This window comes from Streptomyces sp. NPDC088354 (assembly GCF_044753585.1).
Lineage (GTDB): Bacteria > Actinomycetota > Actinomycetes > Streptomycetales > Streptomycetaceae > Actinacidiphila.
Genome location: NZ_JBIVNJ010000023.1, coordinates 17,163 through 35,528 on the forward strand (window position 1 = coordinate 17,163; position 18,366 = coordinate 35,528).

The window sequence follows — 18,366 nt, forward strand, 5'->3', positions numbered from 1 at the left end:
CGCTTGGACCCTATCCCGGGTGCTCCGCGCTGCCCAGCGGCCCCCGCGGCGGCCGACGTCAGGGAGCGGGGCGGTAGTAGGCGGCGACGGCGGGCTGACCGGTCCAGTTGGGACCGGCCTGGGGGTCCGCCCCGAGGTAGTGGAAGGGCAGGTGGACGGCCCGCGTTCCGCGCAGGGTGAGCAGGTGCCGGCGGGAGTCGTAGGTGAAACCCGCCGACCGCAGGGCCGCCAGCACCGGGCGGCCGGCCGGCGAACCGTCGGCATGGCGGACCGAGCCGGGGTCCAGGTGCGCGACCAGCACCCCTTGGGAGCCGAGCCAGGAGGCCGCCCGGGAGAGCAGACCGAGCCGGTCTCCGACGTAGTGCAGCCCGTGGACGCAGGTGATCAGGTCGTACGACCGCCGGGGTGTCCAGCCGGCGACCGAGGCCGTCACGAGCTCCACCATGGGCGGCGCCGGCACCGGGACGAGGGGGCCCACCAGGTCGACGCCGGTCAGCACCGCCGTCGCCGGGAGCCGCGCCGCGGCCTCGCGCAGGGCACGGCCCTCCCCGCTGCACAGGTCGAGCCAGGAAGGCGACGCGTACCGGGCGAGCAGGTCGTCGACCGGATCGAAACCGAGCTCACGGGCGTAGCTGTTCACACCGGACAGGCCGCGCTCGCGGTTCATGGTGCTGTTGGCGACCACGGTGGACCGCTCCAGCTCACCGTCGGGCAGCAGAGGCGGCGTACTCGTCGCGGTGGCCGGACCTGAGGCTTCTGACACCCGGTCATTGTCCCAGCGCACCCCTTGCGCCTGCGGGGCGGAGGCAGGTGCCCGGCGACGCGCCGCGGCCGCGGCCCCGGGCTGCCCACCGGAGCCGTGCGGTTCCGGTAGACCGGGGGCATGACGTCACCAATCCCCGGCCTCCAGGACAGGGTCCTCGGCGGCTGGCTGGGCCGCATCGCCGGCAACATGCTCGGCAAGCCCGTCGAGCGCGGCGACCACTGGACCAGGGACCGCATCGACCGCTACCTGCGCAGGGCGGACGCCCTCCCGCTCACGGACTACCTCCCCGCCCTGTCGCCGCCGCCGGACCCCGACGAATTCGACCTGCGCCCGGAATGGCCGCAGTGCACGCGCGGCGGCATCGACGGCAGCGTGCGGGACGACGACGTCGACTACGCGATCCTCGGCCTGCACCTGCTGGAGACGCACGGGACGGACTTCACCACCGAGGAGGTCGGCGAACTGTGGCTGCTGCGGCTGCCCTACCTGCAGACCTTCACCGCCGAGCGGGCCGCGTACCGCAACCTGGCGAGCGGTATCGGTCCCCCGCTCAGCGCGACGGTCGACAACCCCTACCAGGAGTGGATCGGGGCCCTCATCCGCGCCGACGTGTACGGCTGGACCTCTCCCGGGGACCCGCGCCGCGCCGCGTCGCTGGCCCGGCGCGACGCGGTGCTGTCGCACACCGGCAACGGCGTCTACGGCGCGATGTGGGCGGCGGCCCTGATCGCGGCCGCGTTCACGGCGCCGGACGCGCGGACCGCGCTGGAGGCGGCGCTGACCGAGATCCCGCCCGGCTGCCGGCTGTCCCGCACGGTGCGGCGCACCATGGCGCTGCACGAGGCCGGGCTCGGCTGGGCGGACACCCTGGCGGACCTCGACCAGGAGGCCGGGCACCTGCACTGGATCCACGTCGTGCCCAACGCCGCGGTCATCACCGCCGGACTGCTGTACGGGAAGGGCGACTTCACGTCCACCATCGCGCTGACCGTGCGCGGCGGCCTCGACACCGACTCCAACGGCGCCACGGCGGGCTCGGTGGCCGGCGTGCTGTGCGGGGCCGCCGCGATCCCGCCGCAGTGGACGGAACCGCTGAGGGACCGGGTGCGCAGCGCGGTCTTCGGCTTCGACGGGGTGGCGATCGGCGAACTCGCCCGACGCACGGTCGCCCTGGTGCCGTAGGGTCCGCGTGTGCGGTACATCATCATCGGCGCGGGCGCTGTCGGCGGGTCCATCGGCGGACGGCTGTTCCAGAGCGGGCACGACGTCGTCCTGGTCGCCCGGGGCGCGCACGGCGCGGCGCTGCGGGAACACGGACTGACCCTGCGCACGCCCGACGCGGCGCTCGACCTCGCCGTCCCGGTCGTCGACGGACCGGACGCGCTCGACCTGCGCGACGACGACGTCCTGATCCTCGCCGTGAAGACCCAGGACACCGCCGCCGCACTCGACGCCTGGGCGCCGGTGGCCCAGGGGCTGCCACTGGTGTGCGCGCAGAACGGCGTCGCCAACGAGCGGCTCGCGCTGCGGCGCTTCCCCGACGTGTACGGCATGTGCGTCTGGCTGCCGTCGGCCCACCTGGAGCCCGGCGTGGTGGTCGCCCCGTGCGCACCGCTCACCGGCATGCTCCACCTGGGCCGTTACCCGCACGGCACGGACGCCACCGCCGCGCGCGTCGCCGCCGACCTGGAGACGTCCCCCTTCCTGCGCGCGCCGGTCACCGAGGACGTGATGCGGTGGAAGTACGCCAAGCTGCTGACGAACCTGGGCAACGCCGTCGAGGCGCTCATCGGCCGTGACGCTTCCCTGGCGGCCTTCCACCGGCGGGCGCGTGCCGAAGGCGCGGCGGTGCTCGACGCGGCGGGCATCGCGTACGCGGGCGAGGCGGAGCAGGCCGCGATGCGCGGCGACCTCGTCACAGTGCGCCCCATGGAGGGCGCCGCCCGCGGCGGCGGCTCGACCTGGCAGAGCCTCAGCCGCGCGACCGGCTCGGCCGAGGCCGACCACCTCAACGGCGAGATCGTCCTCCTCGGCCGCCTGCACGGCGTCCCCACTCCCGTCAACGACACCCTCCGCCTCCTCCTCAACCGCGCCGCCCGCGCCCGCCAAGCCCCCGGCAGCCTCCCGCCGGCCGCCCTCGCGGCGGCGGTGGAGGCGGCCGAGAAGGCCTCCGGTCTCTGCGGTGACTGACCTGCCGGAGCACGCGGCGGTGGAACTGCCCAAGGGGTCCTGGTGGGACCGGGACGTCGTCGCGTGGCAGCCCGGCGAGTTCAGGCTCGCCGCCGGCCACGACCTCACGTACCACCACGGGCTCGAACCGGTCTTCACCGATCCGCTGCTCGTGGCCTGCCCGGCCTCCTTCCACGACCCGGAGTTCCGCGCACCCGCGCCGGACGGAGTCCTCGCGGTGGAACGGCGGCTCGGTGGGCGGCCGCCCGTCCTCGTGGCCTTCGAGGCGGGCGCGGGCGGTCCCGGCCCTGTCTCGTGCCTGGTCGCGGCGGAACGGCTCGACGTCGTGCACGGGACCGTACTGCGCCACTGGCGTGCGGACGCCGCCGCCGGTCAGAGGTTCGCCCCCTGGGTGCGGCGCGAGAAGTGACGGGGACGTCCCGGCGTCCTTGGGGCCGCCCCCGGTGGCCGATTAGGTTGGGACCCGTGACAACCTCCGACTTCGCCGCGTACATCGACAGCCTGCCCAAGATCCTCGCCGGCGCGAGCACACTGTTCCGTGACGCCGACGGCCGCATCCTGATCGCCGAGACCACCTACCGCGAGGACGGCAAGTGGGTGCTGCCCGGCGGCACCATCGAGTCCTCCGACGGGGAGACGCCGCGCGAGGGCGCGCGGCGCGAGACGCTGGAGGAGATCGGCCTCGATGTCGAACCCGGCGATCTCCTCGTCATCGACTGGGTCCAGGGCATGGGGCGCATGCCGCTCGCCTCCTTCCTCTTCGACGGCGGCGTGCTCGACGACGCCTCGCTCGCCGCCGTACGCCTCCAGGCGGAGGAACTCTCCGACTGGCGCATGGCCACCCCCGACGAGGCCGAGGCCTACCTCTCCCCCGGCCTCTACCGCCGCGTCCGGGCGGCCCTGGCCGTCGTCGGCACGGTCTCCGCGCCCGTCGAGCTCGTCAACGGCCTCCCGCCGAGGCCGCGGACCTGAGACGGCACCGGCACGGACCCTCAGCGCCCGACCGCGTAGCCCTGCATGCCCCGGGGGTTGGCCGCGGCCGACAGGACGCCGGTGCGGGGGTCGCGCGCGACGGCGCAGAGGCGGCCCTCGGACCAGGGCGCCGCGATGGTGAGGTCGTGGCCGCGGCGGCGCAGGTCGGCGATGAGGGACTCGCCGAGGCGGGACTCGACGGTGAGGCTGCCGGAGTGCATGGCGCGGGGGTGGAAGGAGCTCGGGAAGCCGTCGGTGTGCCAGTTGGGGGCGTCGATGGCGCCTTGGAGGTCCAGGCCGCCGCGGACCCCGTCCCGCAGGGCGACGGCGAGGAAGAACGCCAGCGACCACTGGTCCTGCTGGTCGCCGCCGGGCGTGCCGAAGGCCAGCACGGGCACGCCGTCGCGCAGCGCCAGTGACGGTGTGAGGGTGGTGCGCGGACGGCGGCCCGGGGTGAGGGAGTTGGGCAGCCCGGGTTCGAGCCAGGTCATCTGGAGCCGGGTGCCGAGGGCGAAGCCGAGGCCGGGGATCGCGGGACTGGACTGGAGCCAGCCGCCGCTGGGTGTGGCGGCGACCATGTTGCCCCAGCGGTCGACGACGTCGAGGTGGCAGGTGTCGCCCCGGGTGGCACCGTCGTGCGCCACGGTCGGCTCGCCGACACCCATGGCGTCGAACGTCGCCTCGGCGCCCGGGTCGTGGAGCGGGAAGCGGGGCAGCCGGGGGGTCCGGCCGCCCGGGCTGCCGGGCCGCAGGTCGTACGAGGCCCTGGCCGGGTCGATCAGGGCCCGGCGGGTTTCGTTGTAGGCGGGCGAGAGCAGTTCGCCGAGGGGGACGGCTGCCGGGTCGGCGTCGCCGTACCAGGCCTCGCGGTCGGCCATGGCGAGCTTGGTGCCCTCGACGAGCGTGTGGACCCAGTCCGCGGTGCCGTACTCCGGCATCGCGTCGGCCTCGGGCAGCAGCGCCAACTGCTGCAGCAGGGAAGGGCCCTGGCTCCAGGGGCCGGCCTTGCAGACCGTCCAGCCGTTCCAGTCGTGGGTGACCGGGTCCTCGTAGCGGGCCTCGTAGCCGACGAGGTCGTCCCCGGTCAGGGTGGACGCGTGCCGCTCGCCGGAGGTGTCCATGGCCGGGCGGGCGGCGAAGTCCACGACGGCCTCGCCGATGAAGCCCTCGCGCCACACGCGCCGGGCGGCCTCGATCTGTGCCTCCCGGTCGCTGCCCGCGGCCTGTGCCTCACGCAGCAGACGCCGCCAGGTGGCGGCCAGTTGCGGGTTGCGGAGCAGCTCGCCGGGGCGGGGGGCGGGCAGGTGGAGCTCCGCGGAGGTCGTCCACTCGGTCTCGAACAGCGCGCGTACGGACTCCACGGTCGCGCCGATCGCCTCGACCGCGGGGTGCCCGTGCTCGGCGTAGCCGATGGCGTACGACAGCACGTCGTCCAGCGGCTTCGTGCCGTGGTCGCGCAGCAGCACCATCCACGCGTCGAAGGCACCCGGAACGGCCGCCGCCAGCGGTCCCGTACCGGGGACGAGGTCGAGGCCGAGCGACCGGTAGTGCTCGACGCTCGCGCCCGCCGGGGCCGGTCCCTGGCCGCACAGCACGCGCACCTCGCCGCCCGCCGGGGCGAGGACGATCGGCACCTCGCCGGCCGGTCCGTTGAGGTGCGGCTCCACCACGTGCAGGACGAAGCCGGCGGCGACGGCGGCGTCATAGGCGTTGCCGCCGCTCTCCAGGACCGCCATGGCCGACTGGGAGGCCAGCCAGTGCGTGGACGAGACCATGCCGAAGGTGCCCTGAAGCGTGGGCCGGGTGGTGAACAATTGCCTACTCCTCGCGCCGGATGGCTCCTACACTCGCACGATGCCCGAACAGCTTCACCCCGGACCCCCTGTCGCCGCCATGGCCGACGCCCTGTGCGCCGTCCCCGGCGTCGTGGGCGTCCTGCTCGGCGGCAGCCGGGCACGCGGCACGCACCGGCCGGACTCCGACTGGGACCTCGGCGTGTACTACCGCGGCACTCCCGGCACGGCGGCCCTCGCCGCGCTCGCGGAGGAGGTGACCGGCGCCCCCGTGGAGGTCGCGGGCCCGGGCGGCTGGGGCCCGTGGGTGAACGGCGGGGCGTGGCTGACGGTGGGCGGCGCCCGCGTCGACTGGATCCTGCGCGACCTGGACCGCGTGCTGCGCGTCTGGGAGGACTGCGAGGCCGGCCGCTACGAGGTGGGCATCCAGCCCGGCCATCCGCTGGGCTTCTGGTCACCGGTCTACCCCGGCGAGGTGGCACTCGGCCGGGTCCTGTCCGACCCCTCCGGTGAACTGGCCGCGCTGCGCGAGCGCACCCGGGTGTACCCCGAGCCGCTGCGCGCCGCGCTGACCGGCGCCGCGTGGGAGGCGGACTTCCTGGTGGTCAACGCCCGCAAGTCGGCGGCCGCGGGCGACGTCCTGCACGCCGCGCTGTGCCTGTCGCGGGCCGTCGGCGTGCTCGCCCAGTCCCTGCACGCCCACCACCGCGTCTGGTGCCTGAACGAGAAGGGCTCCCTGGCCGCGGCGGACGCGCTGCCCGGCGCCCCGCCCGGTTTCCGGGACCGCGCCGAGGCGGTGCTGGCCGGGCTGGGCGACCCCGTGGCCGCCGTCGAGGCCGCGGCGGGCCTGGTCGCCGAGGTACGGGAGCGGCTGGGCTGAGCGGGGAGGGGTTCAGGGCCCGCGACTGCGATCCCGTTGCGGGCCCCTGCCCCTGCGGACATCACGCGGATTCCCGCCACCGGTCAGTGCGGAAGCCGGCTATCGGCGACCCCTGCCACCGCGACCGGCTAGCACTTGCCAGGTCGCCAGGAACCGATCCTGTCACCGAAGCCCGCGGTGTTGAGGTTCGGGTAGATCTTGCCGAATCCGACCTGGAACTTCGCGCCGTCGAAGTTGTTGCCGTCGAAGAAGCAGTACGTCTGCGACGAGTTGTTGACGATGGATGAGATCTTGTTGTTGAGCCGGTCACCGCTGGTGCCCAGCTGGTATTGACCGTCACCCTGACCGAACCCGTACCAGCCGTTGAAGTCCGTGTGCTCGTAGACGCAGAGCGTGTACCCGTCACAGGACGAGTAACCGCCCGGCGCGAGGCTGAACTGGAAGAACGCCGCCGACGCCTGCGTTGTGGCGGCGGCGAACGCGGCGGTCGCACAGGCGGCCACCACGGCGGCGCGCCTCATCATCCTGAAGGTAGTCGACACTGCGAAAAGTCCTTTCTCGTCACCTCTCGCGCAAGCGGCGGCACAGCGCCGCCACCACCCGAGTGGTTGAAACTGAAACCTTCTTGGGACGGCTCCAGCCGACCAGATGCAGCAGGACCATGTATTGAACACTGACGCCAAGCTCCCTACCTGACAATCCTGTTACTGCATACACACAAGTGACGATCACTCAACTTCGTTCCGTATGCGCGTCGATGCGAGTCGCCAACTCCTGATCGGGCCCTCCGGAGGCAAGGACCCCGCCACTGATGCATCAACACATCAGTGATACGTGCGTGGACTTGCACCGGAGGCCCCGCCATTGCCCCCTCAGCCCCCCGGATCGTGTCCGGGACCGGCCCCAGAGGGCGCCAGCGGAGACCCTCGCCGGCACCTCGGCGCGACGCGGAAACGCGATGGCCGCGTGCCGCCCGGTCTGCGTACGCTCGCCGCATGAACGCGAAGAAGCCGCTTGTCGCGATTCTCAGCGGCGCGGGGATCTCCACCGACTCCGGTATCCCCGACTACCGGGGCCCGAACGGTGTGTGGCGGAGCGACCCCGGGGCCGAGAAGCTCGTGACGTACGAGCACTACATGGCCGACCCGAAGATCCGCCGCAGGTCGTGGCGGATGCGGAACGACAGCCCCGCTCTGCGGGCGCGGCCGAACGAGGCGCACGCGGCGATCGTCCGGCTTGAGCGGGCGGGGGTCCCGGTCCGGGTGATCACGCAGAACGTCGACGGGCTGCACCAGATGGCCGGGCTGCCCGAACGCAAGGTGCTGGAACTGCACGGGACGGCGCGCACGGTCGTGTGCACGCGGTGCCACGACCGCGCCCCGATGACGGAGGCGCTGGAGCGGGTCCGGGCCGGTGAGGAGGACCCGGCGTGCGCGAAGTGCGGCGGCATCCTGAAATCGGCCACCGTGATGTTCGGGCAGCGGCTCGACCCGGTGGTGCTGGGCAACGCGATGGCCATCGCGAAGAGCTGTCAGCTGTTCATCGCGGTGGGTACGAGCCTGCAGGTGCAGCCGGCCGCGTCGCTCGCGGGGATCGCGGCCGGGAACGGCGCGCGGCTGGTGATCGTCAACGCCGAGCCGACGCCGTACGACCCCTTGGCGGACGAGCTGGTGCGCGAGCCGATCGGCACCGCGCTGCCCGCGCTCCTGGACGGCATCGTCCAGGAGGCGGGCACGGGCTGACGCCCGGCGCGGGCGGGTGTTCCGCGGGGGCTACCAGCGGTGGTGGACCTGGGCGCGGATGCGGGTGTCGTACAGGTCCCGCACCGCGTCCAGGGTGGCCTGCGACAGCGGGGGCAGTGCGGCGGCCTCGGCGTTGGCGCGGGCCTGGGCGACCGAGCGCGCGCCGGGGATGACGCTGGTGACACCGGGCTGCTGGACGATCCAGCGCAGCGCGGTCTGCGCGGGGGTCGCGCCCTGCGGCGACAGCGCGACGAACTCCGCGGCGGCCTCCAGCCCGGTCTCGTAGTCGACGCCGGAGAAGGTCTCGCCCTGGTCGAAGGCCTCGCCGTGCCGGTTGTAGTTCCGGTGGTCGTCGGCGGCGAAGACGGTGTCCTTGGTGTAGCGGCCGGTCAGCAGGCCGGACGCGAGCGGCACGCGCGCGATGATCCCGACGCCCGCCTCGGCGGCGGCCGGGAGCACCTGCTCCAGCGGCTTGAGGCGGAAGGGGTTGAGGATGATCTGCACGCTGGCCACGCCGGGGCGGGCGATCGCCGTCAGCGCCTCCTCGCAGGTCTCGACGCTCACGGCGTACGCGGCGATCCGCTGCTCCTCGACGAGGGTGTCCAGGGCGTCGAAGACCGCGTCCGAGGAGTACACCGAGGTCGGCGGGCAGTGCAGCTGCACGAGGTCGAGGGTGTCGACGCCCAGGTTCGCGCGCGAACGGTCGTTCCACGCGCGGAAGTTGTCCAGCACGTAGTTCTCGGGGACCTGAGCGGTGCGGCGGCCCATCTTCGTGGCCACGAAGACGCCGGCGTCGGGGCGCTCGCGCAGATAGCGGCCGATCAGCTGCTCGCTGCGGCCGTCGCCGTAGACGTCCGCCGTGTCGAAGAAGGTCACACCCGACTCGACGGCGGCGTCCAGCACCGCGAGCGCGTCCTCCTCCCGCACGTCACCCCAGTCGGCACCCAGCTGCCAGGTGCCGAGACCCACGACGGACACCTTGCGGCCCGTCCTGCCCAATACGCGCTGCTCCATGTCGCCGATGCTAACCGCTGCGGCCGGCAGCCGCGGTCCGGGGCCGCCCGGGTCCGCCCCGGCTCAGTCCCGGGGGACCGCCGCGCCCAGCCGCTTCAGGACGGCGCGGGCCGCGTGGTGGCCCGGCATCCCGTGGACGCCGGGCCCGGGCGGGGTCGCGGAGGAGCACAGGAAGACGGTGGGGCGGGAGGTGGTGTACGGGTTCCACTTCGGCTTCGGGCGGAAGGCGGTCTGCAGGCCGGTGAAGGCACCGCAGCCGAAGTCGCCGCCGACGTAGTTGAGGTTGCGGGCGGCCAGCTCGGCGGGGCCGCTGACGGCGCGGGCGAGGACGAGGTCGCGGAAGCCGGGCGCGAAGCGCTCGATCTGCCGCTCGACGGCGTCGGTGGCGTCACCCCGCCAGTCGTTGGGCACGTGGGCGTAGGCCCAGAAGACGTGCTTGCCCTCCGGCGCGCGGCCGGGGTCCACGACGCTCGGCTGCGCGGTGATGAGGAACGGGACGTGCGGTGCGCGGCCGGAGACGGCCCGGCCGAGCGCGTCGCCGATCTCGCCGAAGGTCGGGCCGAGGTGCACCGTCCCGGCCCGCCGCGCCTCGGCGGCCGTCCAGGGCACCGGCCCGTCCAGGGCGTAGTCGATCTTCCAGACCGACGGGCCGTAGTGGTAGCGGTGGTAGGCGTCGCCGAGCCCGGCGATCCGGGCCACCGCCGTGGGCGAGGTGTCGAAGACGTAGGCGCGCGCGGGCGGCAGTTCGTCGATCTTGCGCACCGTGACACCGGTGTGGACGGTGCCGCCCAGCTCGCCCAGGTACGAGGCCAGGGCGTCGGACAGGCTCTGGGAGCCGCCGCGCGGCAGGGGCCACCCGACCTCGTGCCCGGCGACCGCGAACATCATGGCGATCGCGCCGGTCAGCGGGCTGGTGAGCGGGGCGACGGTGTGCGCGGCGAGCCCGGCGAGCAGCCCGCGGGCCTTCCGGTCGCGGAAGCGGCGGGCCAGCAGTGCCACCGGTGGCAGGCCGGTGATTCCGAACCGCGCGAAGCCCAGCGGGTCGCGCGGCAGGCCGTGCCACTGGGGCCGCAGGAAGTCGTGGGCGAGGGTGTCCCAGCGCCCGATGTACGGGGCGAGCAGCCGCCGGTAGGTGCCCGCGTCGCGCGGTCCCAGCGAGGCGGCGGTGGCGCCGACGGTGCGGGCCAGGACGGCGGCGGTGCCGTCGTCGAAGGGGTGGGCGAGCGGCAGCTCGGGGTGCAGCCACTCCAGTCCGTGGTCGGCGAGCGGCATGGCGTTGAAGGCGGGTGAGCCCGCACCGAGGGGGTGCACGGCCGAGCAGGGGTCGTGCAGGAAGCCCGGCAGCGTCAGCTCCTCCGTGCGCGCCCCGCCGCCGACGCGGTCACCGGCCTCGAAGACCTCGACGGACAGCCCCGCGCGGGCGAGTTCGACCGCGGCGGTCAGGCCGTTGGGGCCGGCGCCGACGACGATCGCGTCCAGGACGCGCGCCCGGGTCACCGGTCCCCCGCCATGAGGCCGACGACGCGTCGCGCGGTCGCCTCGTCGCGCGCGACCGAGAAGGGGAAGGCGTTGCCGCCCGCGATCCGGAAGGGCACCCCCGCGGCGGTGACACCGGCCCCGCCGGCCTCACCGACCAGGAGCACCCCGGCCGCGTGGTCCCAGGGCGACTCCCAGGTGAAGGCGACGGCGTCGAGGGCGCCCCGGGCGACCTCCAGGTAGTCCAGCCCGGCACAGGTGCACTGGCGCGCCGTGACGCCGTCGGAGCCGAGCCCTTCGAACTGCCGCCGCTCCTGCTCGTCCAGGAAGGAGAACTGCGAGGTGGCGACCCTCAGCGCAGCGCCCTCGACGGACCTGGCGGTGCGGATCGGCTCGCCGTTGAGCAGCGCCCCCGCGCCGCGCCGCGCGGTGGCCATCAGGCCGAGGCGCGGTACGTACGTCCACGAGGCGTGCACCTCGCCGTCCTGCGCGAGAGCGACGAGGGTGGCGAACTCGGGCCTGCCGGCCACGAAGTTGGCGGTGCCGTCGACCGGATCGACGATCCAGACCGGGTCGCCGCCGCCGATCCGGCGCAGGACGGAGGGATCGGCGTGCACGGCCTCCTCGCCGACGACGACCGAGCCGGGCAGGAGCGCGGGCAGTTCCTCGGTGAGCCGCGCCTCCGCCTCGCGGTCGGCGACGGTGACCAGGTCCCCGGGGCCGGTCTTGTGGCTGATGTCGGCGGCGGTCAGCTGCCGCCAGCGCGGCACGACCTCCGCCTCGGCCACCGCTCGTACCGCGACCTCCACGGCCTTGAAGAGTGCGTCATCGATCACTCCCCCATCAGACCAGATCGCCCCGCGCCGCGCGCAGTCGCGGTGGCATTGGCCGGTTCACGCCATCAGCGCCGTCCGCGCCGTTCACACGGTGCGCGCGTGCCGCCGGGCCGGCCACATCAGGAGCACGTAGAGCACGAAGGAGGTGGCGAGACCGACGGCCCAGCCGTAGTCGGCGAGCGGGCGCAGCGGCGGGATCAGCCCGTCGACGGGGAACGGGCCCTGCTTGGCACCCTTGGCGTCGACCTTGGAGTAGGAGCCGCCGACCGCCAGCAGGGCTCCGGCGGCGAAGGCCGCCACCGCCCGCCAGTTCCAGCCACCGCGGTACCAGTAGCGGCCGCCGCCCGACCGGTACAGCTCGGGGAGCGCGAGGTGGGTGCCCCGGACGATCCAGTAGTCGGCGATCAGGATGCCGGCGACCGTGCCGAGGATGCCGCCGACGACCCCGAGCCAGGTGTAGATGTACAGCTCGGGCGTGGAGATCAGCTTCCAGGGGAAGATCAGCACGCCGACGACGCCCGTGACGAGCGCGCCGGTGCGGAAGTTGATGATCTTCGGGGCGAGGTTGGACAGGTCGTAGGCGGGCGAGACGACGTTGGCGGCGATGTTCACGCTGATCGTCGCCACCAGGACGGTGACCAGGGCGTAGAGGAGGCTGAAGACGCTGTCCGCCTTGCCCGCCAGCTCGACGGGGTCCCAGATCGCCTTGCCGTAGACCGCCTCGGAGCCGGAGGTGACGAGTACGGACAGCACGGCGAAGAGCGTCATGGTCGTCGGCAGGCCCAGGGTCTGCCCGCGCACCTGGGCGCGCTGCCCGGCGCCGAAGCGGGTGAAGTCGGGGATGTTGAGGGACAGCGTCGACCAGAAGCCGATCATGCCCATCAGGGAGGGGAAGAAGACCTGCCAGAACTCCGGCCCCCAGCCGAGCGAGGACGGCTGGTCCAGCAGCTGTCCGAGGCCGCCCGCCTTCCCGGTGATCCAGATGAGCAGCACCAGAGCGCCGACGATGACGAAGGGCGCCGCCCAGTTCTCGAAGCGGCGGAGCGTCTCCATCCCCCGGTAGATGATGGCCAGTTCGAGCACCCAGAAGACGACGAAGCACAGCCACAGCGTCCACGGGTAGCCGCCGATCCGCGCCGCGCCGGCCCAGCCGCCCCAGATGTTGCCGAGCAGGACGAAGATGCCCTGCCCGCCGATCCAGGTCTGGATGCCGAACCACGCGCAGGCCACCGCCGCCCGCAGCAGCGCCGGCAGGTTCGCGCCGCGCACTCCGAAGGAGGCGCGGGCCAGAACGGGGAACGGGATGCCGTACTTGGGCCCGGCGTGGCCGGTGAGCAGCATCGGGGCCAGCACGATGACGTTGGCCAGGGCGATGGTGAACACCGCCTGCTTCCAGTCCATGCCGAGCGCGACCAGGCCGGAGGAGAGCGTCCAGGACGGGATGTTGTGGGCCATGCCGACCCACAGGGCCGTGAAGTTGTACGTGGTCCACTTGCGTTGGGCCAGCGGGACCGGGAGCAGGTCCTCGTTCGCGTAGCGGCCGTGCGGGGCGGCCGCGCCGGGTGCCAGCTCGACGCGGCCGTCGCTGTGCGTGATCTGGGCGGGGGCCGTGGCCTCCTGCATGCGGGCGTGTCCCCGGTCAGCCGGCGAGGGCGGGGATCACGGTCGACCCGTAGGCGTCGATGGTGGCCTCCTTGGCGTCGTGCATGTCGTACAGGGCGAACTGGTCGACGCCCAGGGCCTTGAGGGCGGTCAGCTTCTCGATGTGCTGCTCCGCGGTGCCGATCACGCAGAAGCGGTCGACGATCTCGTCGGGGACGAAGTCGGTGTGCCGGTTCCCGGCCTTGCCGTGCTCGGCGTAGTCGTAGTCCATGCGGGCCTTGATGTAATCCGTCAGTTCCTCGGGGACCGCGCCGGAGTGGTGGCCGTACTTGGTGACGAGGTCGGCGACGTGGTTGCCGACCATGCCGCCGAACCAGCGGCACTGCTCGCGGGCGTGCGCCAGTGCCCGCGGGGAGTCGTCCTCGGTGACGTACGCCGGCGCCGCGACGCAGATCCTCACCTCGTCCGGGTCGCGGCCCGCCGCGACGGCGGCGTCCTTGACCGCCTTGACCATCCACTCGGTCAGATGGACGTCGGCGAGCTGGAGGATGAAGCCGTCGGCCTTCGCCCCGGTCAGCGCCAGCGCCTTCGGTCCGTACGCCGCCATCCAGACGGGGAGCCGCGCGCCCTCCCTGATCCAGGGGATGTGGATGAGATGGCCGCCGAGGTCGGCCTCGCGGCCCTCGGCGAGCTCGCGGATGACGTGCATGGCCTCCTCGATGCGGGCGAGGGTGTTGGGCTTGCGCCCGGCCACCCGCATCGCCGAGTCACCGCGACCGATACCGCAGATCACGCGGTTGCCGAACATGTCCGCGAGGGTGGCGAACGTGGAGGCCGTCACCTCCCAGGTCCGCGTCCCCGGATTGGTGACCATCGGGCCCACGACCAGCCGCTCGGTCTGCGCCAGGATCTGGCTGTAGATGACGAACGGCTCCTGCCACAGCACCGCCGAGTCGAAGGTCCAGCCGTAGCCGAAGCCGTTGCGCTCGGCGCGCTTCATCAGCTCCACGACGCCCGAGGCGGGCGGGTCCGTCTGCAGGACGAGTCCGAAGTCCATGGCTCAACACACCTCTTTCGGGGCTCTCAGGCGAGGTACTGACAGGTGCCGCGCGGCGTGTACCGGCCGTGGCCGGCCCGCCCCACATAGGTGCGGTTCTCGATGACCGGCTCGCCGCGGGAGAACACGGTCTCCACCCGCCCGGTGATCCGCTTGCCCTCGTACGCCGAGTAGTCGACGTTCATGTGATGGGTCTCGGCGGAGATCACCTGCTCCGCCGCGGGGTCGTAGATCACGATGTCCGCGTCCGCGCCCGGCGCGATCGTCCCCTTGCGCGGATACAGCCCGAACATCCGCGCCGGAGCGGCACACGCGATCTCGATCCACCGCCGCCGGCTGATGTGCCCGTCCACCACCGCCTGATGCAGCAGATCCATCCGGTTCTCCACCCCCGGCAACCCGTTCGGGATCTTCGAGAAGTCCCCGCGGCCCAGCTCCTTCTGCCCCACGAAACAGAACGGGCAGTGGTCCGTGGACACCACCTGGAGGTCATTGGTCCGCAGCGCGCGCCACAGGACCGCCTGGTGCTCCCTGGGCCGCAGCGGCGTGGAGCACACGTACTTCGCCCCCTCGAAGTCCGGCTCCGCCAGATTCTCCGTCGACAGGAACAGGTACTGCGGGCACGTCTCACCGAAGACGTTCAGGCCCTCGTCCCGCGCCAGCGCGATCTGTTCGACGGCCTGCTGCGCGGACACGTGGACGACGTAGAGCGGGGAGCCGGCGACCTGCGCGAGGCGGATCGCGCGGTGGGTGGCCTCGGCCTCCAGGAGCGCGTGGCGGACCTCGCCGTGGTAGCGGGGGTCGGTCCTGCCCGCGGCCAGCGCCTGCTCGACCAGCACGTCGATGGCGATGCCGTTCTCCGCGTGCATCATCACCAGGCCGCCGTTGCCGGCGCCGCGCTGCATCGCCCGCAGGATGCGGCCGTCGTCGCTGTAGAACACGCCCGGGTAGGCCATGAACAGCTTGAAGGAGGTCACACCCTCCTCGACCAGGATGTCCATCTCCTTGAGGCTGTCCTCGGTGACATCGGACATGATCATGTGGAAGCCGTAGTCGACGGCGCACTGGGCGTCCGCCTTGGCGTGCCAGGTGTCGAGCCCGGCGCGCAGCGACTCGCCGACGGACTGCACGGCGAAGTCCACGACGGTCGTGGTCCCGCCCCAGGCGGCGGCCCGCGTCCCGGTCTCGAAGGTGTCCGAGGCGAACGTCCCGCCGAAGGGCAGTTCCATGTGCGTGTGCGCGTCGACACCGCCGGGGATGACGTACTTCCCGGTCGCGTCGACGACGCGGTCGGCCGACTCCGTCCAGCCCCGCGCGGCATCGGACTCGTGGGCGGCGAGTGCGGCGACCCGGCCCCCCTCGACGAGCACGTCGGCGTGGATCTCGTCGGCGGCGGTGACGACCAGTCCGCCGCGGATGACGGTGCGGCTCATGCTCCCACTCCTTCCATGGCTGAGGGCGGGGTCGCCGGTGACCCGATGCCATGTCGGAACGGCTCTACGCACGTAGACCCCGGCCGTGGGAAGAACGTACGACCCGTCACCCACGGTGGCAATACCGCTGCGCCGATCGTCGGGCCCGAGCCTTCTTCCGGTGACCGCCCCCAAGGCGAACGCTCACAATATGCCATGAAACGGATGCGGGAGGCAGGACATGAGCGGACGCCGCGCCCGGGCCCCGGGTGGTGAGTCGACGTCACATCCGGTGCCGTCTGCGGCCGATGGGAAGCGGTCCGGGCGGCGGCACGCCGCCCGGACCGGGAACGGACGGGGCGTCAGGCCGCCCCGCCGGCCGTCTCGCTCTGGGCCTGCTTGAGCGCGGCTTCCAGGATGGACGCGCCCTCCTCGGCCTCGGCGACGGTCAGCGACAGCGGCGGGGCGATCCGCAGCGCGTCGCCGGCGCGGCCTCCCTTGCCGATGAGCAGACCGCCCTCGCGGGCCGCCTCCATGACGACCCCGGCGGCGGCCGCGTCGGCGAGTTCGACGCCGAGCATCAGCCCGCGGCCGCGGACCTCGCGGACCACCGGCAGCCCGGCGGAGATGGCCTCCAAGCGGGACTTCAGCAGCCCGCCGACCCGCCGGGCGTTGCCCTGCAGATCGTGGTCGAGGAGGTACTGGAGGTTGGCCAGCGCCCCGGCGGTGGTGATGGGGCTGCCGCCGAAGGTGGAGATGGAGTTGGCGGTCAGGCAGTCCATCACCTCGGCCCGGGCGACGACGCCGCCCATGGACAGGCCGTTGCCGACGCCCTTGGCGAAGGTGAGGATGTCCGGCGGGCCGGAGCCCTCGTGCGCCTGCCAGCCCCAGAAGTGGTCGCCGGTGCGGCCCCAGCCGGTCTGCACCTCGTCGGTGATCCAGAGGATGCCGTGCCGGTCGAGCACCTGCTTGAAGGCGGCCAGCAGTCCGTCCGGGCCCGAGGTGAAGCCGCCGACCCCCTGCACGGGTTCGGCGATGAGGGCGGCGACCCGGCCGTTGGCCTGGCCGAGCACGTCCTCCAGGTCCGCGACGCACGCGGCGATGAACTCCGCGTCCGACAGGTGCGCGTACGGGCCGCGGGTGCGGACGCCGCCGTGCACGTAGAGCGTCTGCAGCGGCGAGAGGCTGGTCGGCGACCACGCGGTGTTGCCGGTGATGCCGATCGCCGAGAAGGAGCGGCCGTGGTAGCTGTTGCGCAGGGCCAGGATCTGGTTGGACCCGCGCAGGGTCGTGGCCAGCAGCAGCGCGGTGTCGTTCGCCTCCGTGCCGGAGGTGGTGAAGAAGACCCGCGCGTCCGGGATGCCGGACAGGGCGGCGATGCGCTCGGCGAGCTCGACGGCCTGGGAGCTCAGGTAGAGCGTCGAGGAGTGCAGGATCCGCCCGGCCTGGTCGCGGACGGCGGCGGTGACCTCCGGCAGGGCGTGGGCGGTCATGGTGGTGAGGATGCCGCCGAAGAAGTCCAGGTACTGCCGGCCCTCGGCGTCCCAGACGTGCCGGCCCTCGCCGTGGGTGATCTCGATCGGGTCGGCGTAGTAGGTCGCCAGCCACTGGGGCATGACGGCCTTGTGGCGGGCGTGGAGTGCGGCGTGCTGCTGTGAGCGTTCGGTCATGGTCATATCAACGATCACGCCTCCGTGAGGGTGCCGTAGGCGTCCGGGCGGCGGTCCCGGTAGAAGGCCCACTGCTGGCGCACCTCGGGGATCAGGTCGAAGTCCAGGTCGCGGACGATCAGCTCCTCCTCCTTGCCGGAGGCGGGCTCGCCGACGAACTGGCCGCGCGGGTCGACGAAGTACGAAGTGCCGTAGAAGTCGTTGTCGCCGTACTCCGGCTCCTGGCCGACACGGTTGATGGCCGCGATGAAGTACTCGTTGGCGACGGCGGCCGCCGGCTGCTCCAGTTTCCAGAGGTAGGCCGACAGGCCGCGATGAGTGGCCGAGGGGTTGTAGACGAGCTGGGCTCCGGCGAGGCCGAGGGCGCGCCAGCCCTCGGGGAAGTGCCGGTCGTAGCAGATGTAGACGCCGACCTTGCCGACCGCGGTGTCGAAGACCGGCCAGCCCAGGTTGCCGGGCTTGAAGTAGAACTTCTCCCAGAAGCCCTTGACCTGCGGGATGTGGTGCTTGCGGTACTTGCCGAGGTAGGAGCCGTCGGCGTCGATCACCGCCGCGGTGTTGTAGTAGAACCCGTCCTGCTCGATCTCGTAGACGGGGACGACCATCACCATGCCGGTCTCGCGGGCGAGGGCCTGCATCCGCCGCACGGTCGGGCCGTCCGGCACCGGCTCGGCCCAGCGGTAGTTCCCGGCCTCCTGCACCTGGCAGAAGTACGGGGCGTTGAACACCTCCTGGAAGCCGATCACCTTGGCGCCCTGGGCGGCGGCCTCGCGGGCGTGCGCCTCGTGCTTGGCGATCATCGACTCGGTGTCGCCGGTCCACGTCGCCTGAACGAGCGCCGCTCGTACGACATTGGGCATGACAGCTCCTTTGACGCGGTGTCACACCGGACCGGCGGGCTCGTCTACGCACGTAGATCCGGCGGTGGGAAGAACGTAGAGCCCACTGCCCACTGT

The 18,366-nt window shown here is 72.8% G+C and carries 17 protein-coding genes; 6 read left to right on the forward strand and 11 right to left on the reverse strand.

The genetic code is table 11. The features are described 5' to 3' along the window. Nucleotides 1–58: 58 nt before the first annotated feature. The gene (locus ACIP98_RS27685) at nt 59–763 is read right to left on the reverse strand and encodes a class I SAM-dependent methyltransferase (RefSeq protein WP_401978492.1); all 705 of its coding nucleotides are present in this window, start codon (nt 761–763) and stop codon (nt 59–61) included. A 120-nt stretch (nt 764–883) separates the two neighbouring features. On the opposite strand from ACIP98_RS27685, the gene ACIP98_RS27690 reads away from it, so the two are divergent. The 4 genes from ACIP98_RS27690 to ACIP98_RS27705 are packed head-to-tail and all read left to right on the forward strand — an operon-like array spanning nt 884 to nt 3,928. After that, nucleotides 884–1,948, forward strand: a complete 1,065-nt coding sequence (locus tag ACIP98_RS27690; protein WP_319664778.1) for an ADP-ribosylglycohydrolase family protein — start codon at nt 884–886, stop codon at nt 1,946–1,948. Between the two features lie 9 nt (nt 1,949–1,957). Beyond that, nucleotides 1,958–2,956, forward strand: coding sequence for a 2-dehydropantoate 2-reductase N-terminal domain-containing protein (locus ACIP98_RS27695; protein WP_319664777.1), 999 nt, complete (start codon nt 1,958–1,960; stop codon nt 2,954–2,956). Then, nucleotides 2,949–3,365: a hypothetical protein gene (locus ACIP98_RS27700; RefSeq protein ID WP_401978493.1), complete on the forward strand. Its 417-nt coding sequence runs from the start codon at nt 2,949–2,951 to the stop codon at nt 3,363–3,365. The genes ACIP98_RS27695 and ACIP98_RS27700 overlap by 8 nt, the downstream gene beginning before the upstream one ends. Before the next feature lie 56 nt (nt 3,366–3,421). Then, nucleotides 3,422–3,928 carry an NUDIX hydrolase gene (locus ACIP98_RS27705; protein WP_319664774.1) on the forward strand — a complete coding sequence of 169 codons (507 nt, stop codon included), beginning with the start codon at nt 3,422–3,424 and terminating at the stop codon, nt 3,926–3,928. 20 nt (nt 3,929–3,948) lie between these two features. Here ACIP98_RS27705 and ACIP98_RS27710 read toward each other — a convergent pair whose 3' ends face one another. After that, nucleotides 3,949–5,742: a gamma-glutamyltransferase family protein gene (locus tag ACIP98_RS27710; RefSeq protein WP_401978494.1), complete on the reverse strand. Its 1,794-nt coding sequence runs from the start codon at nt 5,740–5,742 to the stop codon at nt 3,949–3,951. 40 nt (nt 5,743–5,782) lie between these two features. On the opposite strand from ACIP98_RS27710, the gene ACIP98_RS27715 reads away from it, so the two are divergent. Then, a complete protein-coding gene (locus ACIP98_RS27715) occupies nt 5,783–6,601 on the forward strand; it encodes a nucleotidyltransferase domain-containing protein (protein ID WP_401978496.1) in 819 nt (272 codons plus the stop codon). Between the two features lie 128 nt (nt 6,602–6,729). On the opposite strand, the gene ACIP98_RS27720 is transcribed toward ACIP98_RS27715, so the two are convergent. After that, nucleotides 6,730–7,143, reverse strand: coding sequence for a peptidase inhibitor family I36 protein (locus tag ACIP98_RS27720; RefSeq protein ID WP_401978498.1), 414 nt, complete (start codon nt 7,141–7,143; stop codon nt 6,730–6,732). Nucleotides 7,144–7,596: 453 nt separating this feature from the next. Here ACIP98_RS27720 and ACIP98_RS27725 point away from each other — a divergent pair, with 453 nt between their 5' ends. Beyond that, a complete protein-coding gene (locus ACIP98_RS27725; protein ID WP_401978499.1) occupies nt 7,597–8,343 on the forward strand; it encodes an SIR2 family NAD-dependent protein deacylase in 747 nt (248 codons plus the stop codon). 30 nt (nt 8,344–8,373) lie between these two features. Here ACIP98_RS27725 and ACIP98_RS27730 read toward each other — a convergent pair whose 3' ends face one another. The 8 genes from ACIP98_RS27730 to ACIP98_RS27765 form a co-directional block, all read right to left on the reverse strand. Next, nucleotides 8,374–9,357 carry an aldo/keto reductase gene (locus ACIP98_RS27730; protein ID WP_401978500.1) on the reverse strand — a complete coding sequence of 328 codons (984 nt, stop codon included), beginning with the start codon at nt 9,355–9,357 and terminating at the stop codon, nt 8,374–8,376. A gap of 63 nt (nt 9,358–9,420) precedes the next feature. Then, nucleotides 9,421–10,854, reverse strand: coding sequence for an NAD(P)/FAD-dependent oxidoreductase (locus ACIP98_RS27735; RefSeq protein ID WP_319664768.1), 1,434 nt, complete (start codon nt 10,852–10,854; stop codon nt 9,421–9,423). Next, nucleotides 10,851–11,669, reverse strand: a complete 819-nt coding sequence (locus tag ACIP98_RS27740; protein ID WP_319664767.1) for an inositol monophosphatase family protein — start codon at nt 11,667–11,669, stop codon at nt 10,851–10,853. The genes ACIP98_RS27735 and ACIP98_RS27740 overlap by 4 nt, the downstream gene beginning before the upstream one ends. An 84-nt stretch (nt 11,670–11,753) precedes the next feature. Further along, nucleotides 11,754–13,292, reverse strand: a complete 1,539-nt coding sequence (locus ACIP98_RS27745) for an NCS1 family nucleobase:cation symporter-1 (RefSeq protein ID WP_401978502.1) — start codon at nt 13,290–13,292, stop codon at nt 11,754–11,756. A 16-nt stretch (nt 13,293–13,308) separates the two neighbouring features. Continuing rightward, nucleotides 13,309–14,328: a TIGR03842 family LLM class F420-dependent oxidoreductase gene (locus ACIP98_RS27750; RefSeq protein ID WP_401978503.1), complete on the reverse strand. Its 1,020-nt coding sequence runs from the start codon at nt 14,326–14,328 to the stop codon at nt 13,309–13,311. 26 nt (nt 14,329–14,354) lie between these two features. Then, a complete protein-coding gene (gene hydA / locus ACIP98_RS27755) occupies nt 14,355–15,761 on the reverse strand; it encodes a dihydropyrimidinase (protein ID WP_401978505.1) in 1,407 nt (468 codons plus the stop codon). 341 nt (nt 15,762–16,102) lie between these two features. Then, nucleotides 16,103–17,410, reverse strand: a complete 1,308-nt coding sequence (locus ACIP98_RS27760; RefSeq protein WP_319658834.1) for an aspartate aminotransferase family protein — start codon at nt 17,408–17,410, stop codon at nt 16,103–16,105. Between the two features lie 14 nt (nt 17,411–17,424). After that, nucleotides 17,425–18,270: a nitrilase-related carbon-nitrogen hydrolase gene (locus ACIP98_RS27765; RefSeq protein WP_319658835.1), complete on the reverse strand. Its 846-nt coding sequence runs from the start codon at nt 18,268–18,270 to the stop codon at nt 17,425–17,427. Nucleotides 18,271–18,366: the final 96 nt, after the last annotated feature.

Bases quoted from the DNA above. Each gene is read 5' to 3' on its own strand.
- ACIP98_RS27760 (WP_319658834.1), bottom strand. From the start codon at position 17,410: ATGACCGAACGCTCACAGCAGCACGCCGCACTCCACGCCCGCCACAAG.
- ACIP98_RS27745 (WP_401978502.1), bottom strand. From the start codon at position 13,292: ATGCAGGAGGCCACGGCCCCCGCCCAGATCACGCACAGCGACGGCCGC.
- hydA (WP_401978505.1), bottom strand. From the start codon at position 15,761: ATGAGCCGCACCGTCATCCGCGGCGGACTGGTCGTCACCGCCGCCGAC.
- ACIP98_RS27765 (WP_319658835.1), bottom strand. From the start codon at position 18,270: ATGCCCAATGTCGTACGAGCGGCGCTCGTTCAGGCGACGTGGACCGGC.
- ACIP98_RS27725 (WP_401978499.1), top strand. From the start codon at position 7,597: ATGAACGCGAAGAAGCCGCTTGTCGCGATTCTCAGCGGCGCGGGGATC.
- ACIP98_RS27690 (WP_319664778.1), top strand. From the start codon at position 884: ATGACGTCACCAATCCCCGGCCTCCAGGACAGGGTCCTCGGCGGCTGG.
- ACIP98_RS27730 (WP_401978500.1), bottom strand. From the start codon at position 9,357: ATGGAGCAGCGCGTATTGGGCAGGACGGGCCGCAAGGTGTCCGTCGTG.
- ACIP98_RS27750 (WP_401978503.1), bottom strand. From the start codon at position 14,328: ATGGACTTCGGACTCGTCCTGCAGACGGACCCGCCCGCCTCGGGCGTC.
- ACIP98_RS27715 (WP_401978496.1), top strand. From the start codon at position 5,783: ATGCCCGAACAGCTTCACCCCGGACCCCCTGTCGCCGCCATGGCCGAC.